This window comes from Acidovorax delafieldii (genome assembly GCF_007993815.1).
Taxonomy (GTDB): domain Bacteria; phylum Pseudomonadota; class Gammaproteobacteria; order Burkholderiales; family Burkholderiaceae_C; genus Acidovorax; species Acidovorax delafieldii.
The window spans coordinates 163,072-186,891 of record NZ_VJWE01000001.1 but is presented as its reverse complement, the minus strand read 5'-3'; the positions used below and the strand labels follow the sequence as shown (position 1 = coordinate 186,891).

Below are 23,820 nucleotides of genomic sequence, written 5' to 3'. Positions count from 1 at the left end.
GCTGCGCTGGCACCTGCGCGGCGGTTGAAGAAAGATTGCTCTGTTTTTGATAGCTGCCAGTGCATGATTTACTAGCGCTACCGCCCGATTTGGCTCAAAAAGTGGGCAAAGAGGCCTTGGCCCGTGGCACCCGGGCCTGCAGCGGGCAGTCGGTGGCCACACGCTCGGCCAACGTCTGGCGCAGGGCCTGCAGCGCGGCAATGCGGTCGTCAATCTCCTGCAGCTTGGCGGCCAGCACCTGCGCCAATGCGGGGCCGGGCTCGGCGGCGTCCCAGATGGCGGGCAGCCGGTCGCCGATCTCCGCCAGGGTAAAGCCCAGCTGCTGCGCAGTGCGGATGTACTGCACCAGCGTCACCACTTCGGGCGGGTAGTCCCGGTAACCGTTGTCCAGGCGCCGCGCGCGAATCAGGCCCTGCTGTTCATAGAAGCGCAGCGCCTCGCGGCTCAGGCCCGAGGCCGTGGCCAGTTCACCGATCAGCATGATCCCGTTCCCCTCACAACGTGCTTGACCCTGAAGCGTACTTCAAGGTGGAAGCTCGGGGCCTCATTGATCCATTCACAGAGGTTTCCTGTCATGCACATCCCCGCTTTCGCTTCCGGCCGTTATCTGCGCATCGTGCGCGCCAGCGGCTGGTACGACCTGCTCGTCACCTGGCCGTTTGCCTTACCCTGGACCTTTGCCTGGCTCTACACCCAGCTGAACCTGCTGGCCCAGGCGCTCGCATTGCCTGGCACCTTGCACCCCTTGGACACCACGCACATGCTGCTGGCCAACCTGCTGGGCTCGGTGGTGGTGGTGTGGTCGGTGGCGCGCATCGTGGCGCCCACGGTGCTGCTGGGGCGGCTGGATGGCGTGGCGCGGTTTCTGTTTGCGGCCTGGCAGATCTACGCGGTAGCACACGGCGCCAATGCCATCGTGCTGGCTTTCACCGCCTTCGAGTTGTTGTTTGGCGTGCTGCAGTGGTGGCGCGTAGCAGGTGCCCGCGCGGCGCTGTGCCCGCCTGGCCCCGCACGGAGGAATGAACGGGTCAATGGGCGGGCGCGGGCAGCAGCCTGAAGGCCAGTGCACCCACCACCAGCATGGCCGCAATGGTCAGCATCACCGCCACGTACGGGTCTGCACCCTGTGCGGCGGCGATGGAGGCCGCCACGCCCGTCACCCACTGCATCAGCGCCACGCCCAGGAACAGCGCCATGGTGAACACCGCCATGGCCCGCCCCGTGACGGCGGGGGCGTAAGCCGAGCGCACATCCGAGTACTGCAGCACCATGTAGCCGGACAGCAGGCCCACGGCCACGGAGCCGCCCACGTCCAGCCATTCGGCATGCAAAAAGCCCATGGCTGCAAACAGCGCCGCCAGCAGGGCCGTAAAGCCCAGCAGCCAGCGCCTGCGCCGTGTGGGGCCAGGGTCCAGCCGACCAAAAAAGGCCGGGCTGAACAGCGACACCAGCGACGACAGCATGGCCACATTGCCGCTGGCTACCAGCGAATAGCCGTGCCGCTCGATCAGCAGTGGCCCCAGCCACAGCCCGCGCAGCGTGAGGAAAGAGGCGTACGTCATCAGTGCCAGCAGCATGATGCCGGCCGTGTGCGGCAGCAGGAACAGCGCGCCAAAACCGCGCACCGCCTGCAGCACCGATTCGCGCGGAGCGGCCTCGTCGACGGGTTGTGCGGGTTCATGCACCTTCCAGAAGATCAGCAGCCAGGCCAGCGCCGCCAGGCCCGCCAGCACGCCAAACCCCATGCGCCAGGACGACTGCTGCACCAGCCAGGCCAGTGGCGTGCCGGTGAACAGCATGCCCAGTCCGCCCACCCCCATGGCCACGCCCGACACCATGGCAAACCGCGACGCCGGAAAGTAGCGTGCGATGAACACGGTGCACACCAAAAATGCGGGCGCGCAGCCCACACCGATCAGCACCTGCCCCAGTAGCACGGTGCCATAGCCCGGCGCCAGTGCCGACAGCACCGCGCCCGCAATGGTCAGCGGAAACGCCACCAGCAGCGTGCGCCGCACGCCATACAGGTCGATGCCAATGCCCATGAACAGCTGCATGGTGCCAAAGGCAAACGCAAACGCCCCGGCAAACACCCCCAACGCCTGCGCCGACAGACCGAACTCGGCCCGCAAGCCCGTCGCCATGATGGCCGTGATGGTGCGAAACGCCTGGCTCAGCGCAAAGCCCGTCACCAGCGCCAGCAGCATGGCCCAGGCAGTGCGGGGGGCGAGGAGAGGGGTGGCTGGCAAGGGGGTGGGCACGGGGGCAAGTCTCCACAGCGGCTGCCCGTGGCGGTCGAGAGGGGTTCTCCGCCGGCGACTGGGCCCCGCGAGGTTATCCGCTGAGCACGGGCGCTGCTGTCACCCATGGACGGCGGGGAGCCGGCCCGGTGGGCGGAGCAGCCGTACAGGCAGGCTCCTAGGGTATGTCCCAGTCCCTCCCGTCCATAACCGACCAAACGCGTCGGATGCTGCGGATTTTGGGGTGTGGGTGCTTGTAATCAGATGTTTCTATCGCTGATTGGGCTCTTCGGTGCTTCCAATCCTGCCCCGTCTGCAGGGGGCTGGGGCCGTCATGAGGGCGCCACAGGGCGCGGGCAGACTTTAGAGGAGGCTCTCGATGTGGGGATCACCCCAATGACGGTGCCGGGGGCCTGGGGCACTCTTGTGTCCATGCGCTGCACCGGGTGTTGGTCACGGCTCTGGAATCGCAAGTTTCGGTCTCTCGCAATCAGGATGGTGCAGGCAGTGGTGAGTGGCAAGGTTTGTGCTTGGGTGATCACCACGGGGCTTTGAACGGGTCCCGGTGGCCGGTGGCCACAAGCCGTTGGATGGAAGTTGTCGGGCGCCGTCAGGCGGCGCCACGATGTCAGGAGTGACCGATGAAGACGATGGTTTTGCTGGGTTCGGGTGCGTTGGCTACCCTCTTGTTGTCGGGCTGCGCAAGCCAGCCCCCCGCGATGCAGGCGTTCAGCGCACCGACCGATGGCAGCAGCATGCAATACGCCTGCGGCAACGGTGAAAAAGTGGAGATGCAGTTCTACCCCGAGCAAGGCCGCAGTGTGATGCGCCGCAGCGGCTGGACGGTGGAGCTGCCCAAGCAGGCTGCCGACAGCGGCTACGCCTACAGCAACGGCCCCACCACGGTGCTGGGCAAGGGCAATGAGCTGACGATCCAGATTGGACACCTGGCACCGATCTGGTGCCGCAGCAACCGCGGCATGATGGTGGCGGGCGTCCAGTAACCTCACCCCTCTTTGTCACCGGCCTGTTCGGGGCTGGTTCGGATTTCTGGTTTTTTCAGGGCCTGTGTAGCCTGTCTGCACAGGCCCTGTGTCGTTTCAGCGCGCCTCGGGCGTGCAGGACCCGGGGGCGGCTGCTGCAGAAGCAGGGCGCTGCTCCAGCGTGCGGGGGGCGACCAGCAGGTTGCCCTGTGCGTCCCGCACGGTAACGACAACCTCGCGGCTGCTGTCGGCGCGGGTGTCGCTGAACTGCAGTTGCATCTCGGCAGCCACAGTGCGGGTTTGGGCTTCGCCCCCGTTGGGAAATTCCGTGGTTTCCAGGGTGCCCTTCAGGAGTGCCAGGCCCTGTGCATCGATCTCCCACGGGCCGGTGAACACAAAGCGCTGGCAGGTGATGTTGAGTTCCACCCGCTCGTTTTCCAACAGCAGGTCCGTGCCACCGCAATGCAGAGCGCAGGGGGCTCCCACTGTGAAGCCCGCGCCCGAAAAATAAACCGCGCCGTTGATCGGGCCGGTGCCCGTGCCACCGGTGCCGGGACCGCAGGCGGCCAGCACCAGCAGGGTGGTGACAGCCACCAGCCGTCGGGCCGTGAGCAGGGCCATCCGGGCCCAGAGTTCAGGAAGGACGTTCATCTTGGTCTGCGGCATAGAAGTAGCTGCCAAAGCGGGCGCGCCGGTTGCGCTCGCCGGGCGGGGTGTTTTGCTGGTCGTGGTCGTAGCGGGCCTGGGCCTCGGTCATCACGGTCTTGAAGGCCTGGCGCCAGGCCTTGGCGGCCACGACGTGCAGGCGGTGGGCTGATTCTTCGCTGAGCTGGTCCACAAACACGGCCTGCTCCAGGTAGTTGTGCTCGCCCTCCAGGTTGAGACTGGCAGCCGCCAAATGGTCGTGCAGGTTGTCCTGCATCAGCTGTGCCATCTCGGCAAAGCCCTGGCGCGGCACAAAGCCGGCGGCCAGCAGGCGGATGAGTCCATCCTCACCTTCCTCGGCCATGCCCAGACGCACCAGTTCGTCAAGCACCGCGCGGGGCCGCACATCGCTGCTGATGCTGGCCACCAGGCCATCGAAGTGCGGGGGCTCGCCGCTGCGGGGCAGGGGGCGGGGTTGGCCCTCGTCGTCCAGGCAATCCGTCTGGCTCAGCCAGCGCGCGGCCACCTGGCTTGCCATGTTCAACGGGGTTTCGCCCGCTTCTTCCTCAGCAGCGGGCTCGGCCAGACGGCCAAGGTTGCGCACATCGCGCCGGTGCACGCCCGACATCAGGCTCACCGCGCTGTCGGTGGTCTTCTTCCCTGTGCGCTGCAGCTCGTCATGCGCGGCGTCCAGAAACACTTTCTTCATGGCCGCGGCAAACGCGGGGTAGGCCACGCCATTGCGCAGCAGCAGGCGCGCCAGAGGGCGCAGCACGTGCAGGGCAGAGGCCAGAACGATGGCGGAGCGGGAGGGCATGAAAGAAGGCCGAGGCGCGGCGGGTGTCAGGGTCAGGCTGTGATTGTCATCTGGTTGACGGCTTGAAATTGTGTGGGATATTATCCCACACATCTGCAGTGGGGTGTGGGCCGATGCCGACGCCGCGCCGTGGGTATCCGCATTCACAGGGAGAACAATCAGATGAAGAACCGAGGGTTGATGAACACATTGGCGGGCATGTCCCATGCGTCGCCCGCATGGCTGGCCGTGGCCACCGCTGCATTCGTGGCCGGCTGCGGTGGCGGGGAGGGCGGCAACCCGCAAACCCCCAACGAGGCGCGGCTGCAGGTGGCGCGCTCCGGCGATCTGGTGGCCTACTTCAAGGCTAAGATTGCACAGCGGGTGGCGTTGGGCTATCCGGGCACGGCCATCACTGTGCCCACCGTGGGGGGCTTGAGCAGCGCGGGCAGCGTGGTCACCCACACCGGCGCGCCACTGGCGGGCGCGGTGGTGGAGGAAGACGCCCTCATCAAGGCCGAGGGCAACATGCTGTATGGCCTGCACCGCGCCTACGCCACCGACATCGGCCGCGAGCCGCCGCGCCTGGCCGCCATGGCCCGCGCGGCCGATGGCAGCCTGTCCAGCGTGGGCAGCACGGTGCTGGACGCCAAGTTCATTCCCCAGGGCTTTTATGTGGCGGGCGGCGGCACGCGCGCCGCTGTGCTGTCGCAGCTAGACCCGTATGCCGACCGCCAGCCCGTGGTGGCCGCGGCCGACGCGAGCATCACCGTGTTGCCGGAGTACAGCCGCACGCTGTCGCTGGACCTGTTTGCCATCCACAAGGACATGGCGCCCGCGCAGATCAAGCAGATGCGCATCGATGGCCTGCTGGTGGGCAGCCGCTTGATTGGCAACACGCTGTACCTGGTCACCACCTGGTCGCCCGACCTCACACGCTTCACCGTGCCTGCAGGGGCCACGGCATCGGCGGTGGACGCGGCACTCAAGGACCTCAACACTGCTGCTTTGATCCCCACCCTGCGCGTGGACGGCGGCCAGCCCCAGCCGCTGGTCAACGAGGCGGACTGCCTGGTGCAGACGGGCAATGCGTCGCTGTCTCTGCAGCTCACGTCCATCACGGCCATCGACCTCGCCTCGTCCAGTCTGGCGCGCACCAGCCGCTGCTTTGCGGGCGGCAGCGAAGCGGTGCACCTGGGCGCGCGCAGCGTGTATGTCGCCAGCTCGCGGCAGTACCGCTATGGCGGTGACGTTGCCAACGCTGTGTTCCCCGCCGACAGCCGCACCGACATCCACAAGTTCAGCTTCCGAGGCGCGCAGGTGGACTACGACGCATCGGGCAGCGTGGACGGCCACCTGGGCTGGGACCTGCGCCGCCTGCCATCACGCCTGAACGAATACCAGAACGATCTGCGCGTGCTGACCTTCACCGGCAAGACAGGCCAGAGCGGCATGCCGCCGGTGACCATCCAGGCCCAGCAGGCCTCCCCCGCGCTGCTGACCGTGCTGCGCGACAGCGGTCGGGACAGCTATCTGGGCCCGCAGGCCAAGCTGCCCATTCGGCTGCGCACGGCGCGGGGCGACCAGCAGATCGACAACCTGTTCTTTGCAGGCGCCCGGGCCTATGCCACACCCTTTACCAACACCGAACCCGTGTGGGTGCTGGACCTTGCCAACCCTGCGAACCCTACGGTGGCAGGCGAGCTGGCTGCGGGCGGCTATGCCGACCACCTGGTTCCGCTTTCGAACGGACTGCTGCTGGGCGTGGGCAAGGACAGCGCCCTGGGCGGCGTTGCCGATGACATTCAGCTTGCGGTGTTCGATGTGCGCAATGCAGCGCAGGGCAAGCGGCTGGCCGCGCAGACGGCGGGCGGCCGGGGCAGTATCACCACGCTCGACAGCACCCGCCCCGTGCTCAACCTGCAGGCGGTGGAGGGCAAGGTGCGCATAGCGTTCCCTGCACGCGTTTACCAAGCGCCCACGGGCGTAGGCACGCCCCCGCCCGTGCGTGGCTACCAGGGTGCCTTGCGGCTGGAGGTGAACACCACCACCGGCGCGCTGGCCCAGCGCTCCATGGTGGTGTCTACCGCCATCTTGAACGGCGACACGCCCGGGCTGTACAGCCGCTTTGACATTGCCAACGAGCGCAGCCTGCAGGTGGACAACGTGGCCTACCAGCTCTCGGGCGGGCAGGTGTTCACCAGGGCCGGGGACTGAAACGCCGCCGATTGCGAATCAGGGAGAGAACTATAAAAACGATAGCTGCTAGCGCTTTATCGTTGGGCGCAGGCAGCAGTTAGAAGGCCTGTTCACCAGGGTGGTGAACAGGCCTGTTTTTTTGGGGCAGCTTGAATTGCTCACAGATCGGTGCGCAGCTCCCAGATCTCCGGGAACAGCACCACGTCCAGCATCTTGCGCAGGTAGCTCACCCCGCCCGTGCCGCCCGTGCCGCGCTTGAATCCGATCACGCGCTCCACCGTGGTCACATGGCGGAAGCGCCAGAGGCGGAAGGCGTCTTCCAGGTCGGTCAGTTCCTCGCCCAGCTGGTACAGGTCCCAGTGCTTGTCGGGGTTGCGGTACACGGTAAGCCAGGCCTGCTCTACCGCATCGTTTTCCACATAAGGCTGTGTCCAGTCGCGCTCGGTGTGGCTGGCGGGCACGGCCAGGCCGCGCCGCGCCAGCAGCCGCAGGGCCTCGTCGTACAGCGACGGTGCCTCGTACGCCGCCTGCACCAGGGCCAGCAGGTCGGCGCGGTGCTCGTGGGGCTTGAGCATGGCGCGGTTCTTGTTGCCCATCGAAAACTCGATGCAGCGGTACTGGTAACTTTGGAACCCGCTGGACTGGCCCAGGTACGGGCGCATGGCGCTGTACTCGGGCGGTGTCATGGTGGCCAGCACGTCCCAGGCGTGCACCAGCTGCTCCATGATCTTGCTCACGCGCGCCAGCATCTTGAACGCGGGCGGCAGCTCGTCGCGCGCAATGTGGCCGATGGCCGCGCGCAGCTCGTGCAGCATGAGCTTCATCCACAGCTCGCTGGTCTGGTGCTGCACGATGAACAGCATCTCGTCGTGCGCGGGCGACAGCGGCTTTTGTGCGGTGAGGATGGCGTCGAGCTGCAGGTAGTCGCCATAGCTCATGGACTTGCTGAAGTCGAGCTGGGCGCGCTCTTCGTGCACGATGGATTCGGGCAGGGCGGCAGACGCCGGGTTGTTGCCATCGGCAGGGGTTTGCGAGAAAGGGCACATGGTGGTTTGCCTTTCTAATCAGGTGACGGCGTGCGTCTGGTTGAACTCGGCCTTCTGCCACTCGCCGCTCTCCAGCACCTGGCGCAGGTGCTCCACAGCGTTCCACACGTCTTCAAAGCCCAGGTACAGCGGCGTAAAGCCAAACCGCAGGATGTCCTTGTGGCGGCCCGTGCCGCCATCGCCCTTGCGGAAGTCGCCAATCACGCCGCGCGCAATCAGCGCTTGCACGATGGCATAGGCGCCGCTGCCCTGGCCGTTCACGCCCGCGCCTTCGTCGCGGGTCAGGCACACCTGCGAGCCGCGCTGGGCATGCTCACGCGGCGTGGCCAGACCCAGGCCGTGGCCTGCGCAGCGCTCCTCCACCAGCTGGATGAACAGGTCGGTGAGCGCCAGCGATTTGGTGCGCAGCGCGGCCATGCCGCCCAGGCTTTGCGCGGCCGTGAACACATCCAGCCCGCACTGCAGGGCCGACAAACTGATGATGGGCTGCGTGCCACACAGGTAGCGCGTGATGCCCGGGGCGGGTTGGTAGTCGGGCGTGAAGGCAAACGGTGCGGCATGGCCCCACCAGCCGGACAGCGGTTGCCAGAAGCGGCTGGCATGGCGCGGGTGCACCCAGGCAAAGGCCGGTGCGCCAGGGCCGCCGTTCAAATACTTGTAGCCGCAGCCAATCGAGAAATCCGCGCCTGCGCCGTTCAGATCGACCGGCACCGCGCCCGCGCTGTGCGCCAGGTCCCACACGCACAGAATGCCCTGGGCGTGCGCGGCGGCGGTGATGGTGGCCATGTCGTGCATGGCGCCAGTGCGGTAGTTCACGTGCGTGAGCATCAGCACAGCCACGTCGCTGGTGAGTGCTGCGGTGATCTCTTCGGGCTCCACCAGCACCAGCTCCAGGCCGCGCTCCTTGCACAGGCCTTCGGCAATGTAGAGGTCGGTGGGGAAGTTGCTGCGCTCGCTCACGATGCGCTTGCGCGCGGGGCTGTCTTCGCGGGCGATGTTGAGCGCTGCGCTCAGCACCTTGTAGAGGTTGATGGAGGTGCTGTCGGTGCACACCACTTCATCTTTGCCCGCGCCGATCAGCGGGGCGAGCTGGTTGCCCAGGCGCTGGGGCAGGTCAAACCAGCTGGCGGTGTTCCACGATTTGATGAGGTCGGAGCCCCATTCGCGGGTGACCACATCGGCCACGCGCGCGGCGGCGGCCTTGGGGGCCACGCCCAGCGAATTGCCGTCTAGGTAGATCACGCCTGCGGGCAGGGCAAAGTGGTCGCGCAGGGCGCGCAGCGGGTCTTGGGCGTCGCGGGTGCGGCAGTCTTGAAGGGTGATGGACATGGGCGTTGGGGAGATGGTTGCTATGTTATTGATAGCTGTCTGCGCATGTTGCACTGGCGCTTCCAGCCAAAAATGCTTGAAATTCTGTGTATCGCGCTATTCCAGTGCCCGCAGCACGGCGCGCACGGGCGATGCATCGGCCGTGGTCAGCTTGAGCGGCAGGGCGATGAGTTCGTAGTCGCCCTCGGGCACGGCGTCGAGCACCAGGTTTTCGAGCACGCGCAGGCCCCGGCGGCGGATGACCTGGTGGCTCTCCAGTGTCTTGCTGTCGGCCGGGTCGATGCTGGCGGTGTCGATGCCCACCAGCAGCACGCCCAGGTCGGCCAGGCGTTCGATGGTGCCGGGCGCATAGGCGGCCAGCTGGCCGTCCCAGCGGTCCACGGGCATGTGTTCGTAGGTGCGCACCAGCACGCGCTGGGGCAGGGGGCTGTTCACCGCGTGGGCAATGTGTTCCCAGTGGATCAGTGGGCCGCAGCCGATGGCGTGGATCACGCGGCAGGGGCCCAGAAACGCGTCGAGCGACACGTCACCGATGGTGGCGCCTTGCGCGTCATAGTGCAGCGGCGCATCGGCGTGGGCGCCGACGTGGGGCGACATGGTGATCGCGCTCACGTTGACCGGGCAGCCCGGGCCGATGGTGGCGCACCACTGCTGGCTGTAGGCCGTGTCGCCGGGGAACACGGGGCTGCCCGCATGCACGGGCGGCGAGATGTCCCAGAGCCGGCGGGCGGTGGGGGAGGAAGGCGTTGACATGGGACAAAGTTTGCATGTCCCGAAAAAGCCGTGGTGTCGGTTATTTCCAACACCTGGTCGATTTTTTGTTGAAGCCTAAACTATTTTGATGCGGCAGTAGCCCGGCTGCTGGAGCGTGTCACCATCACAAGATGGAGCCTTCCGCCAGTGGCGCCAGCCCGTGCCGCGCACGCGCCTTCTGGCAGGCGTAGTCGCCCGCCGAGAATTCGCGGCAGGGCGCGGGGCGCAGTTCGTAGATGCTGCAGGCCACCTGCTGGCCCACCTGGCCGGTGAGCGCAACGCAGCGGATGGGCACCTGCTCCGTGCCCCGCATGCGGCAGGTGCTGCCGTTCACATCCAGGGCCAGACCGTCGGGCACCGTGCCGCCCATTGCCTGCATCTCGTACACGGCAAAGTCCACGCGAAAGCTGGCGCAGCAGGCGCCACAGCTCAGGCACGGGTGGGTGGAATCGGCGGTGGTAGTGGCTTCGGACATGCGGGACGGGCGGGGATGGGCGTAGGGCCTGCGACGGGGCCGTCAGGCGCTGTGCGGGAGGGCAATGCTAACGAAAAAGCCCACGCCCCGACCGTTCAGGCCCGCGCCCATCTGCACCTGCCCGCCCATGCGCAGCACCGCCTGCCGCACGATGGCCAGGCCCAGACCTGAGCCGTTGGCGGCATGGCCCGTGCCCCGGTAGAAGCGCTCGAACACCCGCTGCTGCTCTGTGGCCGGGATGCCGGGCCCGTCGTCCTGCACCGACAGTTGCAGCGCCGCACCCCCGCGCCGCAGCGTCACCGCCACGTTGCCGCCATCGGGCGTGTAGCGCAGCGCGTTGTCGATGAGGTTGTGGGCGATGGATTCGAACGCAGGCTGGTCGAGCCGCGCGGGCAAGGTGTCGGGCGCGTCCAGCGACAGCTCGATCTGACGCGCGATGGCCTGCGGCGCAGCCTGCGCCAGCGCGCCGCGCAGCCATTGCGCCACGTCCAGGTCGCGCGGTGCGGGGCGCTGTGCGTCGTCCAGCGCGGCCAGGTCCAGCAGTTGCTGCGCCAGGTGGGAGGTGCGGGCGATGGCCTGCTCCAGGTGGGCCTGGGCCTGCGTGCGTTCCTCCTCGCTGGGCGAGCGGGCCATCACGTGGGCCTGGGCCGTGATGACGGCCAGCGGCGTGCGGATCTCGTGCGCGGCGTCCTGCACAAAGGCGCGCTCGCGCTCCACCTTGTGCCGCAGTTGGGCGAAGAGGTGGTCCAGCGACTGCTCCAGGGGCTTGAGTTCGCCGTGGCGGGCGTTGAAGCCTACCGATTGCAGGTCGTCCTGGCCGCGCTGGGCGATGAGGCTGGCCAGTTGCTGCAGCGGCCGCAGGCCGTTGCTCACCGAGAGCCACACGGCGAGCAATACAAAGGGTGACGCCAGCAGCAGGTAGGGCAGCAGGGCGCGGCCGTTGTACTGCAGGAAGTTGGAGTCCGTGCGCTTGGTCTCGAACACCCGCAGTACCCAGCGCGCATTGCGACCGTTGTAGATGCGGAACGACCGGCCCTGCAGGGCGGCTTCCTCTATGAATGGCTCTGCGCGGGGCGTGGCGGGCGGCAAGGCCACGTTCTGCAGCCCCGGCGAGGCAAACACACGCTGGCCCGATGCCGCATCGAGCAGCTCGTGCATCTGCACCCCGGGCAGCAGCCCGATCTGGCGGCGGCGGACGTTGGTCCAGTGGTCGGTGGCCGCCACAGCGGTGGCGGCGTGTGCAGGATCGATAACCTGGGCCAGCGAGTCCAGCACCGCGTCGCCGTACTTCATCAGGCCCGGGTCGCGGGTGATGGTGTGTTTGTAGTTGACGAAGTTGTAGCCCAGCAGCACCGCCCACACCACCACAAACGCCACCAGCACCGAGGCCACGCTGCGGCGCATTAGCGTGGGTTCGGCCAGCCAGGCCCAAGCGCTACGCAATGCGTGCTTCATCGTGGTCATGCTTGCAACAGGTAGCCCACGCCGCGCACTGTGCGGATCAGCTCTGCCCCGATCTTGCGCCGCAGGTTGGACACATGCACTTCGATGGCGGCAAAGTCCATGGGCTCGCCCAGCGGGTCCAGCCGCTGCGACAACACGCTTTTGGACACCACCACGCCGGGCTCGCGCGCCAGCTCCAGCAGCAGCTGAAACTCGCGCGGCGACAGCTCCAGCGGAAGCCCGGCGCGCTGCACGGCATGACGCCGGGGCTCGATCACCAGCTCGCCCAGCACCCAGCGCTCGCTGGCCTGGCGCGCGCTGCGGCGCAGCACGGCCCGGATGCGCGACATCAGTTCGGCCGTGGCAAAGGGCTTGATCACAAAGTCGTCCGCCCCGCCGTCCAGGCCCGCCAGCCGGTCCTCCACGGCCGAGCGCGCCGTGATCACGATGACGGGCACCTGCCCGCTGTGCCCGCTCTGGTTGCGCCAGCGCGCCAGCAGGTCAAAGCCACTGCCGTCGGGCAGTGTCAGGTCCAGCAGCACACAGTCCACCGTCGTGGCGTCCACCGTGGCGGGCGCATCCACCGCGCGGCGCAGCCACTCGCTGGTCAGCCCCTCCACCTTCAGCGCGGACTGCAGCGCGCGGCCCAGGTCCAGGTCGTCTTCGATGAGAAGGATGTGCATGGGGCGATTGTGGCGGGAGTGGTGGTGATTGGGCGGCGCGGGAAGCGGCGCCTTTGGCTGGCGTTAAGGCGGCGATTGGCACACTAGCAGGGCACGTAGCGCAACTTGGCTTGCCTGTGGAACGAAAAGAAGAATACGTAGAACCAATCAACGAACTGGGGAGGAAGCCCTTATGGGGCATGAAAAATCGGTGATGAATTTATCCATCCCTTCAGGGCTGGCGTTGCGGCCGTTTTGCGGCCCGTCTGACTTCCCGGCCATGGCCGAGGTGGCCAATGCCAGCTTTGATGCCGACGGGGTGCTCGCGCGTCGCACGCCCGAAGACCTGGCGCGTGACTACGCGGCTTTTACTCGATGCGATCCGTATCAGGACGCGATCATGGTCGAGCTGGATGGCGAACTGGTCGCCTATGGCCGGTGCTGGCGATTTACGCAGGCAGATGGCCTGACGCTGCACGCACAAATCGGATTTGTGCCAGGACGTTGGCGAGGGCGAGGCATTGGGCATGCACTGCAGGGCTGGCTCGAGCGGCGGAGCCACACCGTGGCAGCGCAGCAGCCGCGCGGCACGCATGTGCACCATGCCTATGTACAGCAAGGCGAGGAAGCGCGCGCACGACTGCTGCAGGCCAGCGGCTATGCGCCGATGCGGTATTTCTTTGAAATGCTGAACGCAGAACTGCATGCTGCGCCCGACTTTCCCATGCCGCGAGGGCTGGAGCTGCGGCCCGTGCTGCCCGAGCACTACCGCGCCATCTGGGACGCGCACCACACCGCCTTTGAGGACCACTGGGGGATGGCACCGCCGTTGCCTCGTGACTACGATACCTGGCTGGACAGCAAGATTTTTCAGCCCGCGCGCTGGCAGGTGGCATGGGACGGCAATGAGGTTGCGGGCCAGGTCCGCACGTATATCAACGAGGACGAGAACCGCCATCTGTCGCGGCGCAGGGGCTACACCGAGTTCATCAGCGTGGGGCGCCAGTGGCGCAGGCGCGGTCTGGCAAGGGCCTTGATTGCCCGGAGCCTGCGCTTGTTGGCTAGCGAAGGCATGGCGGAGTCGGCACTGGCGGTGGACGGTGAGAACCTGACGGGCGCTAATCGTGTGTATGCGGACTGCGGCTTTCAGGTGGTCAAGCGAAACACGATTTACCGCAAGCCGCTGGAGTTGCCCAAGCTGTAGTCGCCGCGCGCGCTGGCTACGGAACCACCTGCCGCGGGGATGGTACAGGTCCGTGACACTGGGGTGCAGAAGGTATGCAGCCTTTGGCTGCGCTTAAGCCTTGCTCTAGGACAATTTGGCACAGAGAGGGCATCGATGAAACCCGCAATACACAACAGCCGCCGCTTTGCCGTGTGGGCAACGTGTTTGGCCTCTGCGGCAGGAGGTGCCGCATGGTCGCAGGGCTCGCCAGACGGGGCAGGCAGCGCTACGCCGCAGCTTGACGATGTCACGGTCACGGCACGCCTGTCCCTGGAACTGCGTTTTTTTGTGGTGGGGTCGCTGGTGGTGGTAGGCCGCAGAGACATCGAGCAGATGGGCGCGTTCTCGGGCGCCGACGTGTTGCGCCAGTTTCCAGGCGTGCAGGTGACGCCCTCTGCCGATGGCAGCGTGGAGATCCGGATGCGCGGCATGGAGCGCGGCGCCAAGCAGTTGCTGATCGACGGCCAGCGCGCCAGCAGGTCAAAGCCGCTGCCATCGGGCAAGGTGAGGTTCAGCAGCACGCAGGCCACCGTGGCGGGCGCATCCACCGCGCGGCCCAGGTCCAGGTCGCCTTCGATGAGCAGGATGTGCATGGGGCGATTGTGTGGGTGCAGGTGGCAATGTGGCCGCATCGGGCGCTGGCCTTTGGTTTGCTTTAAGGAACGGTTTGCACAATGGGGCCATGCTCACAAAGAATCTGCTTTGCCTCGCTTCCACGCTGGCGTTCCCATGGCTGTCGTGCGGTGCCGCCACCGCGCAGCCAGCCGAGTCGCCGTCCGCGACGACCACCGCGTGGCCCAGCTACATGCCTGACCAGATGGCGGGCCCTTCTGAAAGCCCCGTGGCGGCCGTGCTGCCGCCGGATGTGGCGGTGACGCCGCCCGCCGCCAGCGTGCCCTTGGACAAGGCTCGTTGGAGTGGCTTGTGGCAGGGATGGGCCTGCATGGCGAGGGCTTGCGATGTCCGCATCGCCGTCGAAGCCGTTACTGCCGAAGGCGCGACGCTCGTCTATGCGGCGGCCAGCGAACAGCAGGCGCAGGTCACAGACCGTTCGCAAGGACGCTTTGTGGGCAACGAATTGCACACTCGGCTGCATACCGGAGCGCGGCTGGTGCTGCGCTTGCGCGAGGGCAGGTCCGAGATGGAGATGACGGTGTGGCGCCCTGAAAGCCGGCTTTTGGCGGCAGGCGTGCTAAGCACCCAGCTCGCGGCACCGCCCTACACCCGCGTGGTCGAGCGGCTACCCACGCCGTGGGCCGATGCAGATGGGCGCGCCCAAACGCTGGAGGCTGTGGTCTACCGCCCCATCAATGCCAGTGGTCCGCTGCCCACGGTGGTCTTCAACCATGGCTCCACGGGCCGTGGCGACCGGCCTGAGTGGTTCAGACTCACCTGGACGAGCCCTGAGGTCGCTCAATACTTCACCGCCAAGGGCTGGCAGGTGGTGTTCCCGCAGCGCCGGGGGCGGGGCAAGTCCGACGGCGTGTATGACGAAGGTTTTGGCGTCAACCGATCGATGGGTTATTCCTGCCAGTCCGAGTACTCGCTGCCAGGGTTTGACCGCGCGCTGGCCGATCTGGACGCAGTCATGGCGCACCTGCAGCAGCGCCCTGACGTGGACAAAGCCCGCTTGCTGATCGGTGGGGTATCGCGTGGCGGCATCTTGTCGGTAGCGTATGCTGGCTCGCGACCTAGCATGTTCCTGGGCGTCGTCAACTTTGTGGGTGGTTGGCTCGGCGATGGGTGCAAGGAGTCTGCCGCTGTCAATCGCGCGGGCTTTATACGCGGCGCTGCCATGCCCCGACCCACCCTTTGGCTTTATGGGGAGAGGGATTCCTACTACACGCTGGAAAACAGCCGGGCCAGCTTTGAAGCGTTTCGCGGCGCAGGCGGGCAGGGCCGCATGGTGGGTTACGCACTTCCGCCGGGGCGCGACGGCCATGAGATTTACAAGTCCCCCTCGCTGTGGCAGAAGGATCTGGATGGTTATCTAGCGCTCATTCAGCCGACAGTGGCTCCGCATTGATGGAAAAAGAGGCTGGGCGAGCAACACACAGAGAGGGGGATGGGATGCGATTGGGAATATTTTTGAAAACAACGGGCTTTGCTGCGTGTGCGCTGCTGGTGCTCGCTGGCTGCGCAAGCGGGCCTACGCACCCTTCGCTGGCTGGGGCGCAATTGCCCGACCTGGTGCCCGTGCGCGACTTTGTGGCCAGCCGGCAGTCCACCGGGGGTTATCGCGTGTCGCCGGATGGAAAGCGCATCGCCTGGTTTGGCACCGACGGCGTGGTGCCCGCAATCTGGGTGCAGTCCATCGATGGGGGCGACGCCAAGGCGTTTCGCATCCGTGCGCGCGCCATCCGCTTCAGTGCCGACAGCCGCTGGCTCGGCATCACGGCCGACCCCACGGGCGATGAAAACACCCGCATCTATGCGGGCCCGGTCGAGGGCCCCGGGACCGACTTGCGCGAGCTGATGCCTGCACCGCGTTCGGTGGCGCATTTTGCGGAGGCGGTGGATGCTTCGTCCGACTTCATCGTCACCTCCAACCAGCGCGACAAAAAGGTGTTTGACCTGTACCGCGTGAACCCTGCGGGCGGGCCGCCGGTGCTGATGGCCACCAACCCCGGCAACGTGGGCTGGTGGGGCGTGGACACCACGGGCCAGCTGCGCGCCCGGGCACAGATCCAGGGCGACCAGGTGCTGCTGGAGCGACCTGGCGCCGAGCCGGGCAGCTGGGTGACGGTGGCAGAGCGCAGCCGGTGGGACACGCTGAACATCTTTGGCCTGCACGATGAGGGGCGCAAGGCCTGGGCCTTGTCGAACCGGGGGCGCGACAAGCTGGCGCTGGTGCGGCTGGACCTGACCACGGGCTCCGAGGAAGAGCGGTTTGCCTCGCCCGACGTGGACCTGGACAGCGTGACGCTGAGCCGCCGCACCCGCGAGCCGCTGCTGGTGCACTTCATGCCGGGATACCCGGCGCGCAAGGTGTTCGACCCCGCGCTGGATGCCCGGCTGTCCGCGCTGGCCGGTGACAAGCCCGCAGAGGTGCTGGTGACCAGCCTGGACCAGACGGACAAGGTGCTCACGGTGGCGGTGGCCACCGACCGTGGCACCCGCAACTACCTGCTGCGCGATGGGCACGAACCCCGCTTTCTGGGCGAGAACCGGCTGAGCCTGATTGCCAAGGACCTGGCCCCCACCGCGCCCATCACCTACACCGCGCGCGATGGTCTCACCATCCACGGCTACCTCACGCTGCCCGTGGGGGCGGCGCCGCAACGTTTGCCCACCGTGCTGCTGGTGCACGGCGGCCCCTGGGCGCGTGACCGCTGGGGCGATGGCGCCACCAGCCGCGCCATGCAGCAGTTTCTGGCCAACCGGGGCTATGCGGTGCTGCAGGTCAACTACCGGGGCTCCAGCGGCTATGGCCGCAACCACATGGAAAAGGCCCGTGGCGAGTTCGCGGGCCGCATGCACGACGACCTGGTGGACGGCGTGCGCTGGGCGGTGGAGCGCGGCGTGGCCGACCCGCAGCGCGTGGCAATCTATGGCGCCAGCTACGGCGGCTATTCGGCCCTGGTGGGTGCCACCTTCACGCCCGAAGTCTTTGCCTGCGCCGTGGATGTGGTGGGCGTGACGGACATCGCACGCCTGCTGGAAGCTGCTCCGCCCTATTGGGAGCTGGGCCTGCCCTGGTGGCACCGCTATGTGGGCAACCCGGCCGTGCCGGAAGACCGCGCGCGCATGGACGCGAAGTCCCCCCTGTACCGGGCGGAGCATGCGCAAAAGCCCATCCTCATCATGCACGGCGTGAACGACCCGCGCGTGAAGCTGGAGCAGTCCGAATGGATGGTGGCGGCCTTGCGCAAGGCGGGCAAGCCGGTGGATTACGTCACCTTCACCGGGGATGGCCATGGCAACCAGCGCTGGCCCAACAACCTCACCATGTACCGCAAGACCGAGGACTTCCTCGCCCAATGCCTGGGTGGGCGGACCAGCGGTTTTGACTACTACCAGCTGGGTGCATGGGCGTTCTGATGGGGCAGGCTGCCGCTTCGTTGGTAGTACGCAGGGGGTTGCGCGGCGGCGGTCTGGTCGCCGCGATGGCCCTGGCCGCAGTGTTTGGTGCGACAGGCGCTCAGCCGGTGGCCCCTGCGAATGCGGCCTCGGTCGCCGCAGAAGATGCAGCGCCTGCGGCGCCGCCGGTCTACACCCGGGCGCGGCTGGTGTCTGTGGAGGCGGATGCGGGCGGTAACCCCACGCATGTGCGGCTGAAGCTGCTGCCCCGCGCCAAGCTACCGTTCACCACACAGACCTTCCGGGTGGTCAACCCCGCCCTGATGCGCGGCATTCCGCAGGGGGCCTGGGTGCAGTTCACTGCCCGGCACATCGACGGCGAAAACACGCTCACATCCATCCGGGCTACTGCGGAGTGCAAGCGGTTTGAGCGATGTGACTGACCACCCGGGCAGGGCAGCGGGGCTGCGGCTTGCGTTGCGTCAAGGAGAGAGTGGGACGGCAACCAGCACGATGCAGATATTGGTAGAATGAGAATCAATATTATTTGTATCGAGGCCAGTCACCATGAAAACCATGGACGATGGCGCTGCGGCGCGGTTGCATCTTCCTACGCAGCAGAACCTGTCCTCGCGGCTGGACCAATTGCCGCGCCGTGCCTCGGGCCGGGTCACGGGCCTGTTGCCCGCACAGGACGCGCAAGAGCACAGCATGCTGCTGCGCTTGCTGGAGATTGGCTTCCTGCCCGGTGAAACCGTGCAGGTGGTCGCACGCGGCGGCTGGGGGGGCGATCCCATCGCGGTGCGGGTGGGGCAGGCCACGTTTGCGCTGCGTCGCCAGGAGGCCTCCATGGTGCAGGTGCAGCCGCTGGATGACACCAGCCTGTCTGCCAAGGAGCTGGCATGAACGCCCAGGCTACTGTGCAGCCCACCGCCGCCGATGCGCCCCTGCGCGTGGCGCTGCTGGGCAACCCCAACTGCGGCAAGACCGCGCTGTTCAACCTGCTCACCGGCGCACGCCAGAAGGTGGCCAACTACGCGGGCGTGACGGTGGAGCGCAAGGAAGGCCTGCTGCAGACCGCCGCCGGCCGCCGCGTGCGCGTGCTGGACCTGCCGGGCGCCTACAGCCTGCATGCACACAGCGTGGACGAGGCCATCACCCGCGACATCGTGCGCGGGCGCCGCGCGGGCGAGCCCGTGCCCGATGTGCTGGTGTGCGTGACCGATGCCACCCACCTGCGCCTGAACTTGCGCCTGGTGCTGGAGGCACGCGCCCTGGGCCTGCCCATGGTGCTGGTGCTCAACATGATGGACGTGGCCGAGCGCCAGGGCATCGCCATTGACCGCGAGGCGTTGTCGCGCGAGCTGGGCATGCCTGTGCTGGCCACCGTGGGCGTGCGCGGCAACGGCGCCCAGGAGCTGGTGCAGTGGCTGAATGGCGCCAATCTGCAGCAGCTGCAGCGCCCGGTGGTGGCGCTCGATGCGGCGGCGCGCCTGGATGCGAGCGACCTGGAGGCGCAGAACGACGTGATCCGCACGCACCAGGAAGTGCGGCGCATTCTGGACCGTGCCGTGCGCGTGCCGGTGGTCAGCCTGCGGACTGACGACCGCATCGATGCGGTGGTGCTGCACCCGGTGTGGGGCCTGCTGATCCTGGCCGCCACGCTGTTCCTGATGTTCCAGGCGGTGTTCAGCTGGGCCGAGCTGCCCAAGTCATGGATTGAAGATGGCGTGGGCTGGCTGGCAGCCCTGGTCAACAGCCACATGGCCGACGGCCCCTTGCGCAGCCTGCTGACCGACGGGGTGCTGGCGGGTGCGGGCGGGGTGCTGGTGTTTTTGCCGCAGATCCTGTTCCTGTTCCTGTTCATCCTGGCGCTGGAGGACTCGGGCTACCTGCCGCGCGCGGCGTTCTTGCTGGACCGCGTGATGGGCACGGTGGGTCTGTCGGGCCGCTCGTTCATCCCTCTGCTGTCGAGCTTTGCCTGCGCCGTGCCGGGCGTGATGGCCACGCGCTCCATCACCCACTGGCGTGACCGGCTGGTGACCATCATGATCGCGCCGCTCATGACTTGCTCGGCGCGCCTGCCGGTGTATGCGCTGCTGATTGCAGCCTTCATTCCCGAGCGTACGGTGGCGGGGGTGTTCAACCTGCAGGGCGTGGTGCTGTTCGCCCTGTATGTGGCGGGCATCGTCAGCGCCATGGCCGTGGCGGCGGTGGCCAAGCTGGCCCGCAGTGATACACGGGCTACGCCGCTGATGATGGAGCTGCCCGCGTACCGCTGGCCCAGCGTGCGGGGCCTGGCCTACGGCCTGTACGAGCGGGCGGTGATTTTCATCAAGCGGGTGGGCGGCATCATCCTGGCCGTCACGGTGTTGTTGTGGTTCCTGTCCACCTACCCCGGTGCGCCGGAAGGCGCCACACAGCCTGCCATCACCTACAGCCTGGCCGGCCAGCTGGGCCGGCTGCTCGAGGTCATCGTCGCACCCATCGGTTTCAACTGGCAGATTGCCATTGCGCTGGTGCCCGGCATGGCTGCGCGTGAGGTGGCGGTGAGCGCATTGGGCACGGTGTACGCGCTGTCCGCCACGGGCGACGAGGTGGCCAGCCAGCTGGGGTCGTTGATTGCGGGCTCGTGGTCGCTGGCTACCGCGCTGTCGCTGATGGCCTGGTATGTGTTTGCGCCCCAGTGCATCTCCACCATCGCCGCCGTGCGGCGCGAGACCAACGGCTGGCGTTACCCGCTGCTCATGGTGGGGTACCTGTTTGCCATGGCGTATGCGGCCAGCTTTGTGACCTACCGCGTGGCGCTGGCGCTGGGCGGCGGCTGAGGGGAAACGTTGTGATGGTCCAGCAACTCATCGTCGGTCTGATCGTCCTTGCCGCAGCGCTCTATGTGCTCTGGCGGTATTTGCCCGGGCGCTGGCGCCGGGGGTTGGGCAAGGTCCACCCGGGACTGGTCCAGTCGCCGGGCTGTGGCGGGGGCGATGGTGGGTGCAGCAGCTGCGGCAGTTGCGCGGCGCCGTCCGCGGCGGCCGCTGAAAAACCCGTGGCCATGCCCGTCCGTCGCGGGCCTGCTTCTCAGTAGTTGCTATATTTTATATAGCTGCTAGCGCATGATTCACTAGCGCTACAAGCCGTTTTGACTCAAATTGTCTACTGGTACAGCTGGCCCTGGCCCAGCGCGATCAGCGCCTGTTGCAGGTTGACGCGCGCCTGTGCCTCATAGCGCTGCGCAAAGTAGGCTGTGCCATAGATGTGCGGGCGGTCCAGAAAGCCTCGCAGCACTGCGCTGCGCCCCGCCACATAACGCGGCCAGCGCACAAAGAAGTATTCACGCCGCACGTTGCGTTCGAACTGTCGGTACACCGCGTCACTCTGGCCCAGGATGGCGAGGTCGATGTCCACCACCCACAGCGCATCGCCGGTGAGCGGGCCCGGGGTGTGGCGGGTGTCCATCACATGCTGGTGCACGGTTTCGGCCAGCGTGGTGGGCAGCCCTTGGCCCAGCAGGAACTGTCGCGCCCAGTCGGCGCTGCGCGCCTCGTTGTGCCCACTCCACGGCCAGTAGATGGCGTCGTGGTACCACAGGGCGAGGGCCACAGCATGGGGGTTGTGAAGCGCTCCGGGCCGCTGGTCTTGCACCGCCTGCAGGTGCCGCAGGCAGGCCCGCAGATGCGTGGTGTCGTGGTAGGCGCGGGGCCAGCGTGCCCAGCTGCGCAGCAGGCGCCTGCCCTCGGCCCGCCAGGCGGGCGTGCCGCACCCCAGCGCTTGGCCCAGGGCCTGCCAGTGCGCCAGCAATTCGGCGCTGTGAGCGGGCTGGCGGCGCCAGGGCATGGGGGCTTTTAGGCCAGTTTGCCCAGCAGCAGGTACTCCATCAGTGCCTTCTGCACGTGCATCCTGTTCTCTGCCTCATCCCACACCACCGACTGCGGCCCGTCGATCACATCCGCCTCGACCTCTTCGCCCCGGTGCGCGGGCAGGCAGTGCATGAAGAGGGCGTCGGGCTGGGCCGCGGCCATCATTTCGGTGTCCACGCACCAGTCGGCAAAGGCCTTCTTGCGCGCTTCGTTCTCGGCTTCGTAGCCCATGCTGGTCCACACGTCGGTGGTGACCAGGTCCGCGCCTCGGCAGGCTTCCATGGGGTTGCTGAAGAATTGATAGCTGTCAGCGCTGATTCCACCGGCGCCAGCGGCCAATTTCTCGTCCACTTCGTAGCCGCGCGGGGTGCTCACATGCACCTTGAAGCCCAGCAGCGATGCCGCCTGCAGCCAGGTGTTGGCCATGTTGTTGCCGTCGCCCACCCAGGCCACCGTCTTGCCCTGGATCGAGCCACGGTGTTCGATGAAGGTAAAGATGTCCGCCAGGATCTGGCAGGGGTGGTATTCGTTGGTCAGACCGTTGATCACGGGCACGCGCGAGTTGGCGGCAAAACGCTCGATCTTGGCCTGCTCATACGTACGGATCATCACCAGGTCGGTCATGCGGCTGATGACCTTGGCGCTGTCCTCGATGGGTTCGGCGCGGCCCAGCTGGCTGTCGCCCGTGGTCAGATGCACCACACTGCCGCCGAGCTGGTACATGCCCGCCTCAAAGCTCACGCGCGTACGGGTGCTGGCCTTCTCGAAGATCATGGCCAGCGTGCGGTCCACCAGCGGGTGGTGCTTTTCGTAGGCCTTGAACTTCTTCTTGATGAGCGCGGCGCGCTCGAACAGGTAGGCGTATTCGTCGGCGGAGAGGTCTGTGAACTGCAGGTAATGTTTCAGCGTCGTCATGGCAGTGGGGCTATTCTTCATTCAGCCAGGATGGCTTTGACCAGCGGGGTCAGCTTGGCGACGATTTCGTCGGCTTCGGCGGTGGTGAGGATCAGCGGCGGCACCAGGCGGATCACGCTGTCGGCCGTGACCGACAGCAAGAGGCCTGCCTCGGCCGCGCGGCCGATCAGGGCGCCGCAGGGCTTGTTCAGCTCGATGCCCAGCATCAGGCCCTGGCCCCGGATCTCCTTCACACCGGGCAGGCTGCCCAGCTCGCGCTGCAGTGCCGCCCTGAGGTGCTCACCCACCGTGGTGGCATTTTGCAGCAGGCCATCTTCTTCCATGATGCGAATGGTCTCGACCCCGGCGCGCATGGCCAGCGGGTTGCCGCCAAAGGTGGTGCCGTGGTTGCCGGGTTGCAGCACGTTGGCGGCCTTGGGGCCGGCCACCACCGCGCCAATCGGCACGCCCGAGCCCAGGCCCTTGGCCAGCGGCATCACGTCAGGCACGATGCCAGCCCACTGGTGGGCAAACCACTTGCCGGTACGGCCCATGCCGCACTGCACTTCGTCAATCATCATCAGCCAGCCGCGCTCGTCGCACAGCTTGCGCAACTGCTGCAGGTATTCCACGCGCATGGGGTTGATGCCGCCCTCGCCCTGGATGGTCTCAAAGAACACGGCCACCACATTGGGGTTGCCTTCGGTGGCTTGCTTGATGGCTTCGATGTCGTTGAGCGGCACGCGCACAAAACCCTCGACCAGCGGGCCGAAGCCACTGTAGATCTTGGGGTTGCCGGTGGCCGACATGGTGGCAATCGAACGGCCGTGGAAGGCCTTTTCGTAAACCACGATCTCGGGCTTGGCAATGCCCTTGTCCACGCCGAACTTGCGGGCAATCTTCAGGGCCGCCTCGTTGGCCTCCAGGCCCGAGTTGCAGAAGAACACGTTGGTCATGCCCGACAGCTCCACCAGCTTGGCGGCCAGCTGCTCCTGCAGGGGCGAGTGGTAGTAGTTGGAGGTGTGGATCAGCTTGGTGATCTGGTCCTGCAGCGCGGGCACCAGCTTGGCATGGTTGTGGCCCAGCGTGTTCACGGCAATGCCGCCCAGGCCGTCCAGGTATTCCTTGCCGTTCACGTCCCACACGCGGCTGCCTTGCCCACGGGCCAGCGCGATCGGTACGCGGCCATAGGTGTTCATCACGTGGGGCGAAGCTGCCGGGATGGAAGCGGTCATGCGGAAATCTCCAGACGG

22 protein-coding genes and 2 pseudogenes are annotated in these 23,820 nt (G+C 66.8%); 10 read left to right on the top strand and 14 right to left on the bottom strand.

The genetic code is table 11. The features are described from left to right. Positions 1 to 94: 94 nt before the first annotated feature. On the bottom strand, positions 95 to 481 hold the full coding sequence (locus ATF69_RS00885) for a MerR family transcriptional regulator (protein ID WP_146869594.1): 387 nt from the start codon (positions 479 to 481) through the stop codon (positions 95 to 97). A gap of 93 nt (positions 482 to 574) precedes the next feature. Here ATF69_RS00885 and ATF69_RS00880 point away from each other — a divergent pair, with 93 nt between their 5' ends. Further along, positions 575 to 1,057, top strand: a complete 483-nt coding sequence (locus tag ATF69_RS00880; RefSeq protein WP_146869593.1) for a hypothetical protein — start codon at positions 575 to 577, stop codon at positions 1,055 to 1,057. Here ATF69_RS00880 and ATF69_RS00875 read toward each other — a convergent pair. Continuing rightward, the gene (locus tag ATF69_RS00875; RefSeq protein WP_146869613.1) at positions 1,029 to 2,207 is read right to left on the bottom strand and encodes an MFS transporter; all 1,179 of its coding nucleotides are present in this window, start codon (positions 2,205 to 2,207) and stop codon (positions 1,029 to 1,031) included. The genes ATF69_RS00880 and ATF69_RS00875 overlap by 29 nt on opposite strands. A 674-nt stretch (positions 2,208 to 2,881) precedes the next feature. On the opposite strand from ATF69_RS00875, the gene ATF69_RS00870 reads away from it, so the two are divergent. Beyond that, entirely contained in the window at positions 2,882 to 3,244 is a 363-nt protein-coding gene (locus ATF69_RS00870) for an MliC family protein (protein ID WP_056066623.1), read from the top strand. Positions 3,245 to 3,340: 96 nt separating this feature from the next. Here ATF69_RS00870 and ATF69_RS00865 read toward each other — a convergent pair whose 3' ends face one another. Beyond that, positions 3,341 to 3,874, bottom strand: a complete 534-nt coding sequence (locus ATF69_RS00865) for a hypothetical protein (RefSeq protein WP_146869592.1) — start codon at positions 3,872 to 3,874, stop codon at positions 3,341 to 3,343. Next, on the bottom strand, positions 3,858 to 4,685 hold the full coding sequence (locus ATF69_RS00860) for a DUF6502 family protein (protein ID WP_099730977.1): 828 nt from the start codon (positions 4,683 to 4,685) through the stop codon (positions 3,858 to 3,860). Before ATF69_RS00860 ends, ATF69_RS00865 begins: the two co-directional genes overlap by 17 nt. Positions 4,686 to 4,865: 180 nt before the next feature. On the opposite strand from ATF69_RS00860, the gene ATF69_RS00855 reads away from it, so the two are divergent. After that, positions 4,866 to 6,881, top strand: a complete 2,016-nt coding sequence (locus ATF69_RS00855) for a beta-propeller domain-containing protein (protein WP_158641470.1) — start codon at positions 4,866 to 4,868, stop codon at positions 6,879 to 6,881. Positions 6,882 to 7,021: 140 nt separating this feature from the next. Here ATF69_RS00855 and kynA read toward each other — a convergent pair whose 3' ends face one another. The 6 genes from kynA to ATF69_RS00825 all read right to left on the bottom strand — a co-directional run bounded on the left by kynA (position 7,022) and on the right by ATF69_RS00825 (position 12,592). After that, positions 7,022 to 7,909, bottom strand: coding sequence for a tryptophan 2,3-dioxygenase (gene kynA, locus ATF69_RS00850; protein ID WP_146869590.1), 888 nt, complete (start codon positions 7,907 to 7,909; stop codon positions 7,022 to 7,024). Positions 7,910 to 7,927: 18 nt separating this feature from the next. Continuing rightward, positions 7,928 to 9,238: a kynureninase gene (gene kynU / locus ATF69_RS00845; protein WP_146869589.1), complete on the bottom strand. Its 1,311-nt coding sequence runs from the start codon at positions 9,236 to 9,238 to the stop codon at positions 7,928 to 7,930. Between the two features lie 96 nt (positions 9,239 to 9,334). After that, entirely contained in the window at positions 9,335 to 9,991 is a 657-nt protein-coding gene (kynB, locus tag ATF69_RS00840; protein ID WP_146869588.1) for an arylformamidase, read from the bottom strand. Between the two features lie 124 nt (positions 9,992 to 10,115). Continuing rightward, positions 10,116 to 10,466, bottom strand: coding sequence for a YkgJ family cysteine cluster protein (locus tag ATF69_RS00835; RefSeq protein WP_146869587.1), 351 nt, complete (start codon positions 10,464 to 10,466; stop codon positions 10,116 to 10,118). Positions 10,467 to 10,508: 42 nt separating this feature from the next. Next, positions 10,509 to 11,921 (bottom strand): sensor histidine kinase, encoded by a 1,413-nt coding sequence (locus ATF69_RS00830; protein WP_146869586.1) that lies wholly within the window; start codon positions 11,919 to 11,921, stop codon positions 10,509 to 10,511. 5 nt (positions 11,922 to 11,926) lie between these two features. Beyond that, on the bottom strand, positions 11,927 to 12,592 hold the full coding sequence (locus tag ATF69_RS00825) for a response regulator (protein ID WP_056067070.1): 666 nt from the start codon (positions 12,590 to 12,592) through the stop codon (positions 11,927 to 11,929). A 193-nt stretch (positions 12,593 to 12,785) separates the two neighbouring features. Between ATF69_RS00825 and ATF69_RS00820 the strand changes: the two genes are divergently transcribed. Then, positions 12,786 to 13,775, top strand: coding sequence for a GNAT family N-acetyltransferase (locus ATF69_RS00820; protein ID WP_244303622.1), 990 nt, complete (start codon positions 12,786 to 12,788; stop codon positions 13,773 to 13,775). Positions 13,776 to 13,814: 39 nt separating this feature from the next. Further along, positions 13,815 to 14,216 (top strand): annotated as a pseudogene (locus ATF69_RS23460) (hypothetical protein); the annotation flags it as partial. Between the two features lie 44 nt (positions 14,217 to 14,260). Here the strand turns inward: ATF69_RS23460 and ATF69_RS23455 are convergent. After that, positions 14,261 to 14,389 (bottom strand): annotated as a pseudogene (locus tag ATF69_RS23455) (response regulator); the annotation flags it as partial. A gap of 89 nt (positions 14,390 to 14,478) precedes the next feature. Between ATF69_RS23455 and ATF69_RS00810 the strand changes: the two are divergent. From ATF69_RS00810 to feoB, 5 genes are all read left to right on the top strand, one after another. After that, a complete protein-coding gene (locus ATF69_RS00810) occupies positions 14,479 to 15,822 on the top strand; it encodes an alpha/beta hydrolase family protein (protein WP_146869583.1) in 1,344 nt (447 codons plus the stop codon). Between the two features lie 44 nt (positions 15,823 to 15,866). Then, positions 15,867 to 17,837, top strand: coding sequence for a S9 family peptidase (locus tag ATF69_RS00805; protein ID WP_158641467.1), 1,971 nt, complete (start codon positions 15,867 to 15,869; stop codon positions 17,835 to 17,837). Beyond that, positions 17,825 to 18,259, top strand: a complete 435-nt coding sequence (locus ATF69_RS00800) for a copper-binding protein (RefSeq protein ID WP_244303620.1) — start codon at positions 17,825 to 17,827, stop codon at positions 18,257 to 18,259. The genes ATF69_RS00805 and ATF69_RS00800 overlap by 13 nt, the downstream gene beginning before the upstream one ends. Before the next feature lie 133 nt (positions 18,260 to 18,392). Further along, complete coding sequence (locus ATF69_RS00795) at positions 18,393 to 18,722, top strand: FeoA family protein (protein WP_056067075.1); 330 nt, start codon at positions 18,393 to 18,395, stop codon at positions 18,720 to 18,722. Beyond that, positions 18,719 to 20,644 (top strand): ferrous iron transport protein B, encoded by a 1,926-nt coding sequence (feoB, locus tag ATF69_RS00790; protein ID WP_146869581.1) that lies wholly within the window; start codon positions 18,719 to 18,721, stop codon positions 20,642 to 20,644. The genes ATF69_RS00795 and feoB overlap by 4 nt, the downstream gene beginning before the upstream one ends. 325 nt (positions 20,645 to 20,969) lie before the next feature. Here the strand turns inward: feoB and ATF69_RS00780 are convergent, their stop codons facing one another. The 3 genes from ATF69_RS00780 to ATF69_RS00770 are packed head-to-tail and all read right to left on the bottom strand — an operon-like array spanning position 20,970 to position 23,802. Continuing rightward, positions 20,970 to 21,650: an HD domain-containing protein gene (locus ATF69_RS00780; protein ID WP_146869579.1), complete on the bottom strand. Its 681-nt coding sequence runs from the start codon at positions 21,648 to 21,650 to the stop codon at positions 20,970 to 20,972. Between the two features lie 8 nt (positions 21,651 to 21,658). After that, a complete protein-coding gene (argF, locus tag ATF69_RS00775) occupies positions 21,659 to 22,588 on the bottom strand; it encodes an ornithine carbamoyltransferase (RefSeq protein ID WP_146869578.1) in 930 nt (309 codons plus the stop codon). 17 nt (positions 22,589 to 22,605) lie between these two features. Further along, the gene (locus ATF69_RS00770) at positions 22,606 to 23,802 is read right to left on the bottom strand and encodes an aspartate aminotransferase family protein (RefSeq protein ID WP_056748311.1); all 1,197 of its coding nucleotides are present in this window, start codon (positions 23,800 to 23,802) and stop codon (positions 22,606 to 22,608) included. Positions 23,803 to 23,820 lie beyond the last annotated feature (18 nt).

Excerpts from the sequence above, each read along its gene's own strand:
- argF (WP_146869578.1), bottom strand. The coding sequence starts at position 22,588 with ATGACGACGCTGAAACATTACCTGCAGTTCACAGACCTCTCCGCCGAC.
- ATF69_RS00830 (WP_146869586.1), bottom strand. The coding sequence starts at position 11,921 with ATGAAGCACGCATTGCGTAGCGCTTGGGCCTGGCTGGCCGAACCCACG.
- ATF69_RS00805 (WP_158641467.1), top strand. The coding sequence starts at position 15,867 with ATGCGATTGGGAATATTTTTGAAAACAACGGGCTTTGCTGCGTGTGCG.
- ATF69_RS00885 (WP_146869594.1), bottom strand. The coding sequence starts at position 481 with ATGCTGATCGGTGAACTGGCCACGGCCTCGGGCCTGAGCCGCGAGGCG.
- ATF69_RS00800 (WP_244303620.1), top strand. The coding sequence starts at position 17,825 with ATGGGCGTTCTGATGGGGCAGGCTGCCGCTTCGTTGGTAGTACGCAGG.
- kynA (WP_146869590.1), bottom strand. The coding sequence starts at position 7,909 with ATGTGCCCTTTCTCGCAAACCCCTGCCGATGGCAACAACCCGGCGTCT.
- feoB (WP_146869581.1), top strand. The coding sequence starts at position 18,719 with ATGAACGCCCAGGCTACTGTGCAGCCCACCGCCGCCGATGCGCCCCTG.
- ATF69_RS00870 (WP_056066623.1), top strand. The coding sequence starts at position 2,882 with ATGAAGACGATGGTTTTGCTGGGTTCGGGTGCGTTGGCTACCCTCTTG.
- ATF69_RS00780 (WP_146869579.1), bottom strand. The coding sequence starts at position 21,650 with ATGCCCTGGCGCCGCCAGCCCGCTCACAGCGCCGAATTGCTGGCGCAC.
- kynU (WP_146869589.1), bottom strand. The coding sequence starts at position 9,238 with ATGTCCATCACCCTTCAAGACTGCCGCACCCGCGACGCCCAAGACCCG.
- ATF69_RS00770 (WP_056748311.1), bottom strand. The coding sequence starts at position 23,802 with ATGACCGCTTCCATCCCGGCAGCTTCGCCCCACGTGATGAACACCTAT.
- ATF69_RS00865 (WP_146869592.1), bottom strand. The coding sequence starts at position 3,874 with ATGAACGTCCTTCCTGAACTCTGGGCCCGGATGGCCCTGCTCACGGCC.
- kynB (WP_146869588.1), bottom strand. The coding sequence starts at position 9,991 with ATGTCAACGCCTTCCTCCCCCACCGCCCGCCGGCTCTGGGACATCTCG.
- ATF69_RS00810 (WP_146869583.1), top strand. The coding sequence starts at position 14,479 with ATGCTCACAAAGAATCTGCTTTGCCTCGCTTCCACGCTGGCGTTCCCA.
- ATF69_RS00835 (WP_146869587.1), bottom strand. The coding sequence starts at position 10,466 with ATGTCCGAAGCCACTACCACCGCCGATTCCACCCACCCGTGCCTGAGC.
- ATF69_RS00880 (WP_146869593.1), top strand. The coding sequence starts at position 575 with ATGCACATCCCCGCTTTCGCTTCCGGCCGTTATCTGCGCATCGTGCGC.
- ATF69_RS00795 (WP_056067075.1), top strand. The coding sequence starts at position 18,393 with ATGGACGATGGCGCTGCGGCGCGGTTGCATCTTCCTACGCAGCAGAAC.
- ATF69_RS00855 (WP_158641470.1), top strand. The coding sequence starts at position 4,866 with ATGAACACATTGGCGGGCATGTCCCATGCGTCGCCCGCATGGCTGGCC.
- ATF69_RS00820 (WP_244303622.1), top strand. The coding sequence starts at position 12,786 with ATGAATTTATCCATCCCTTCAGGGCTGGCGTTGCGGCCGTTTTGCGGC.
- ATF69_RS00860 (WP_099730977.1), bottom strand. The coding sequence starts at position 4,685 with ATGCCCTCCCGCTCCGCCATCGTTCTGGCCTCTGCCCTGCACGTGCTG.
- ATF69_RS00875 (WP_146869613.1), bottom strand. The coding sequence starts at position 2,207 with ATGCTGCTGGCGCTGGTGACGGGCTTTGCGCTGAGCCAGGCGTTTCGC.
- ATF69_RS00825 (WP_056067070.1), bottom strand. The coding sequence starts at position 12,592 with ATGCACATCCTTCTCATCGAAGACGACCTGGACCTGGGCCGCGCGCTG.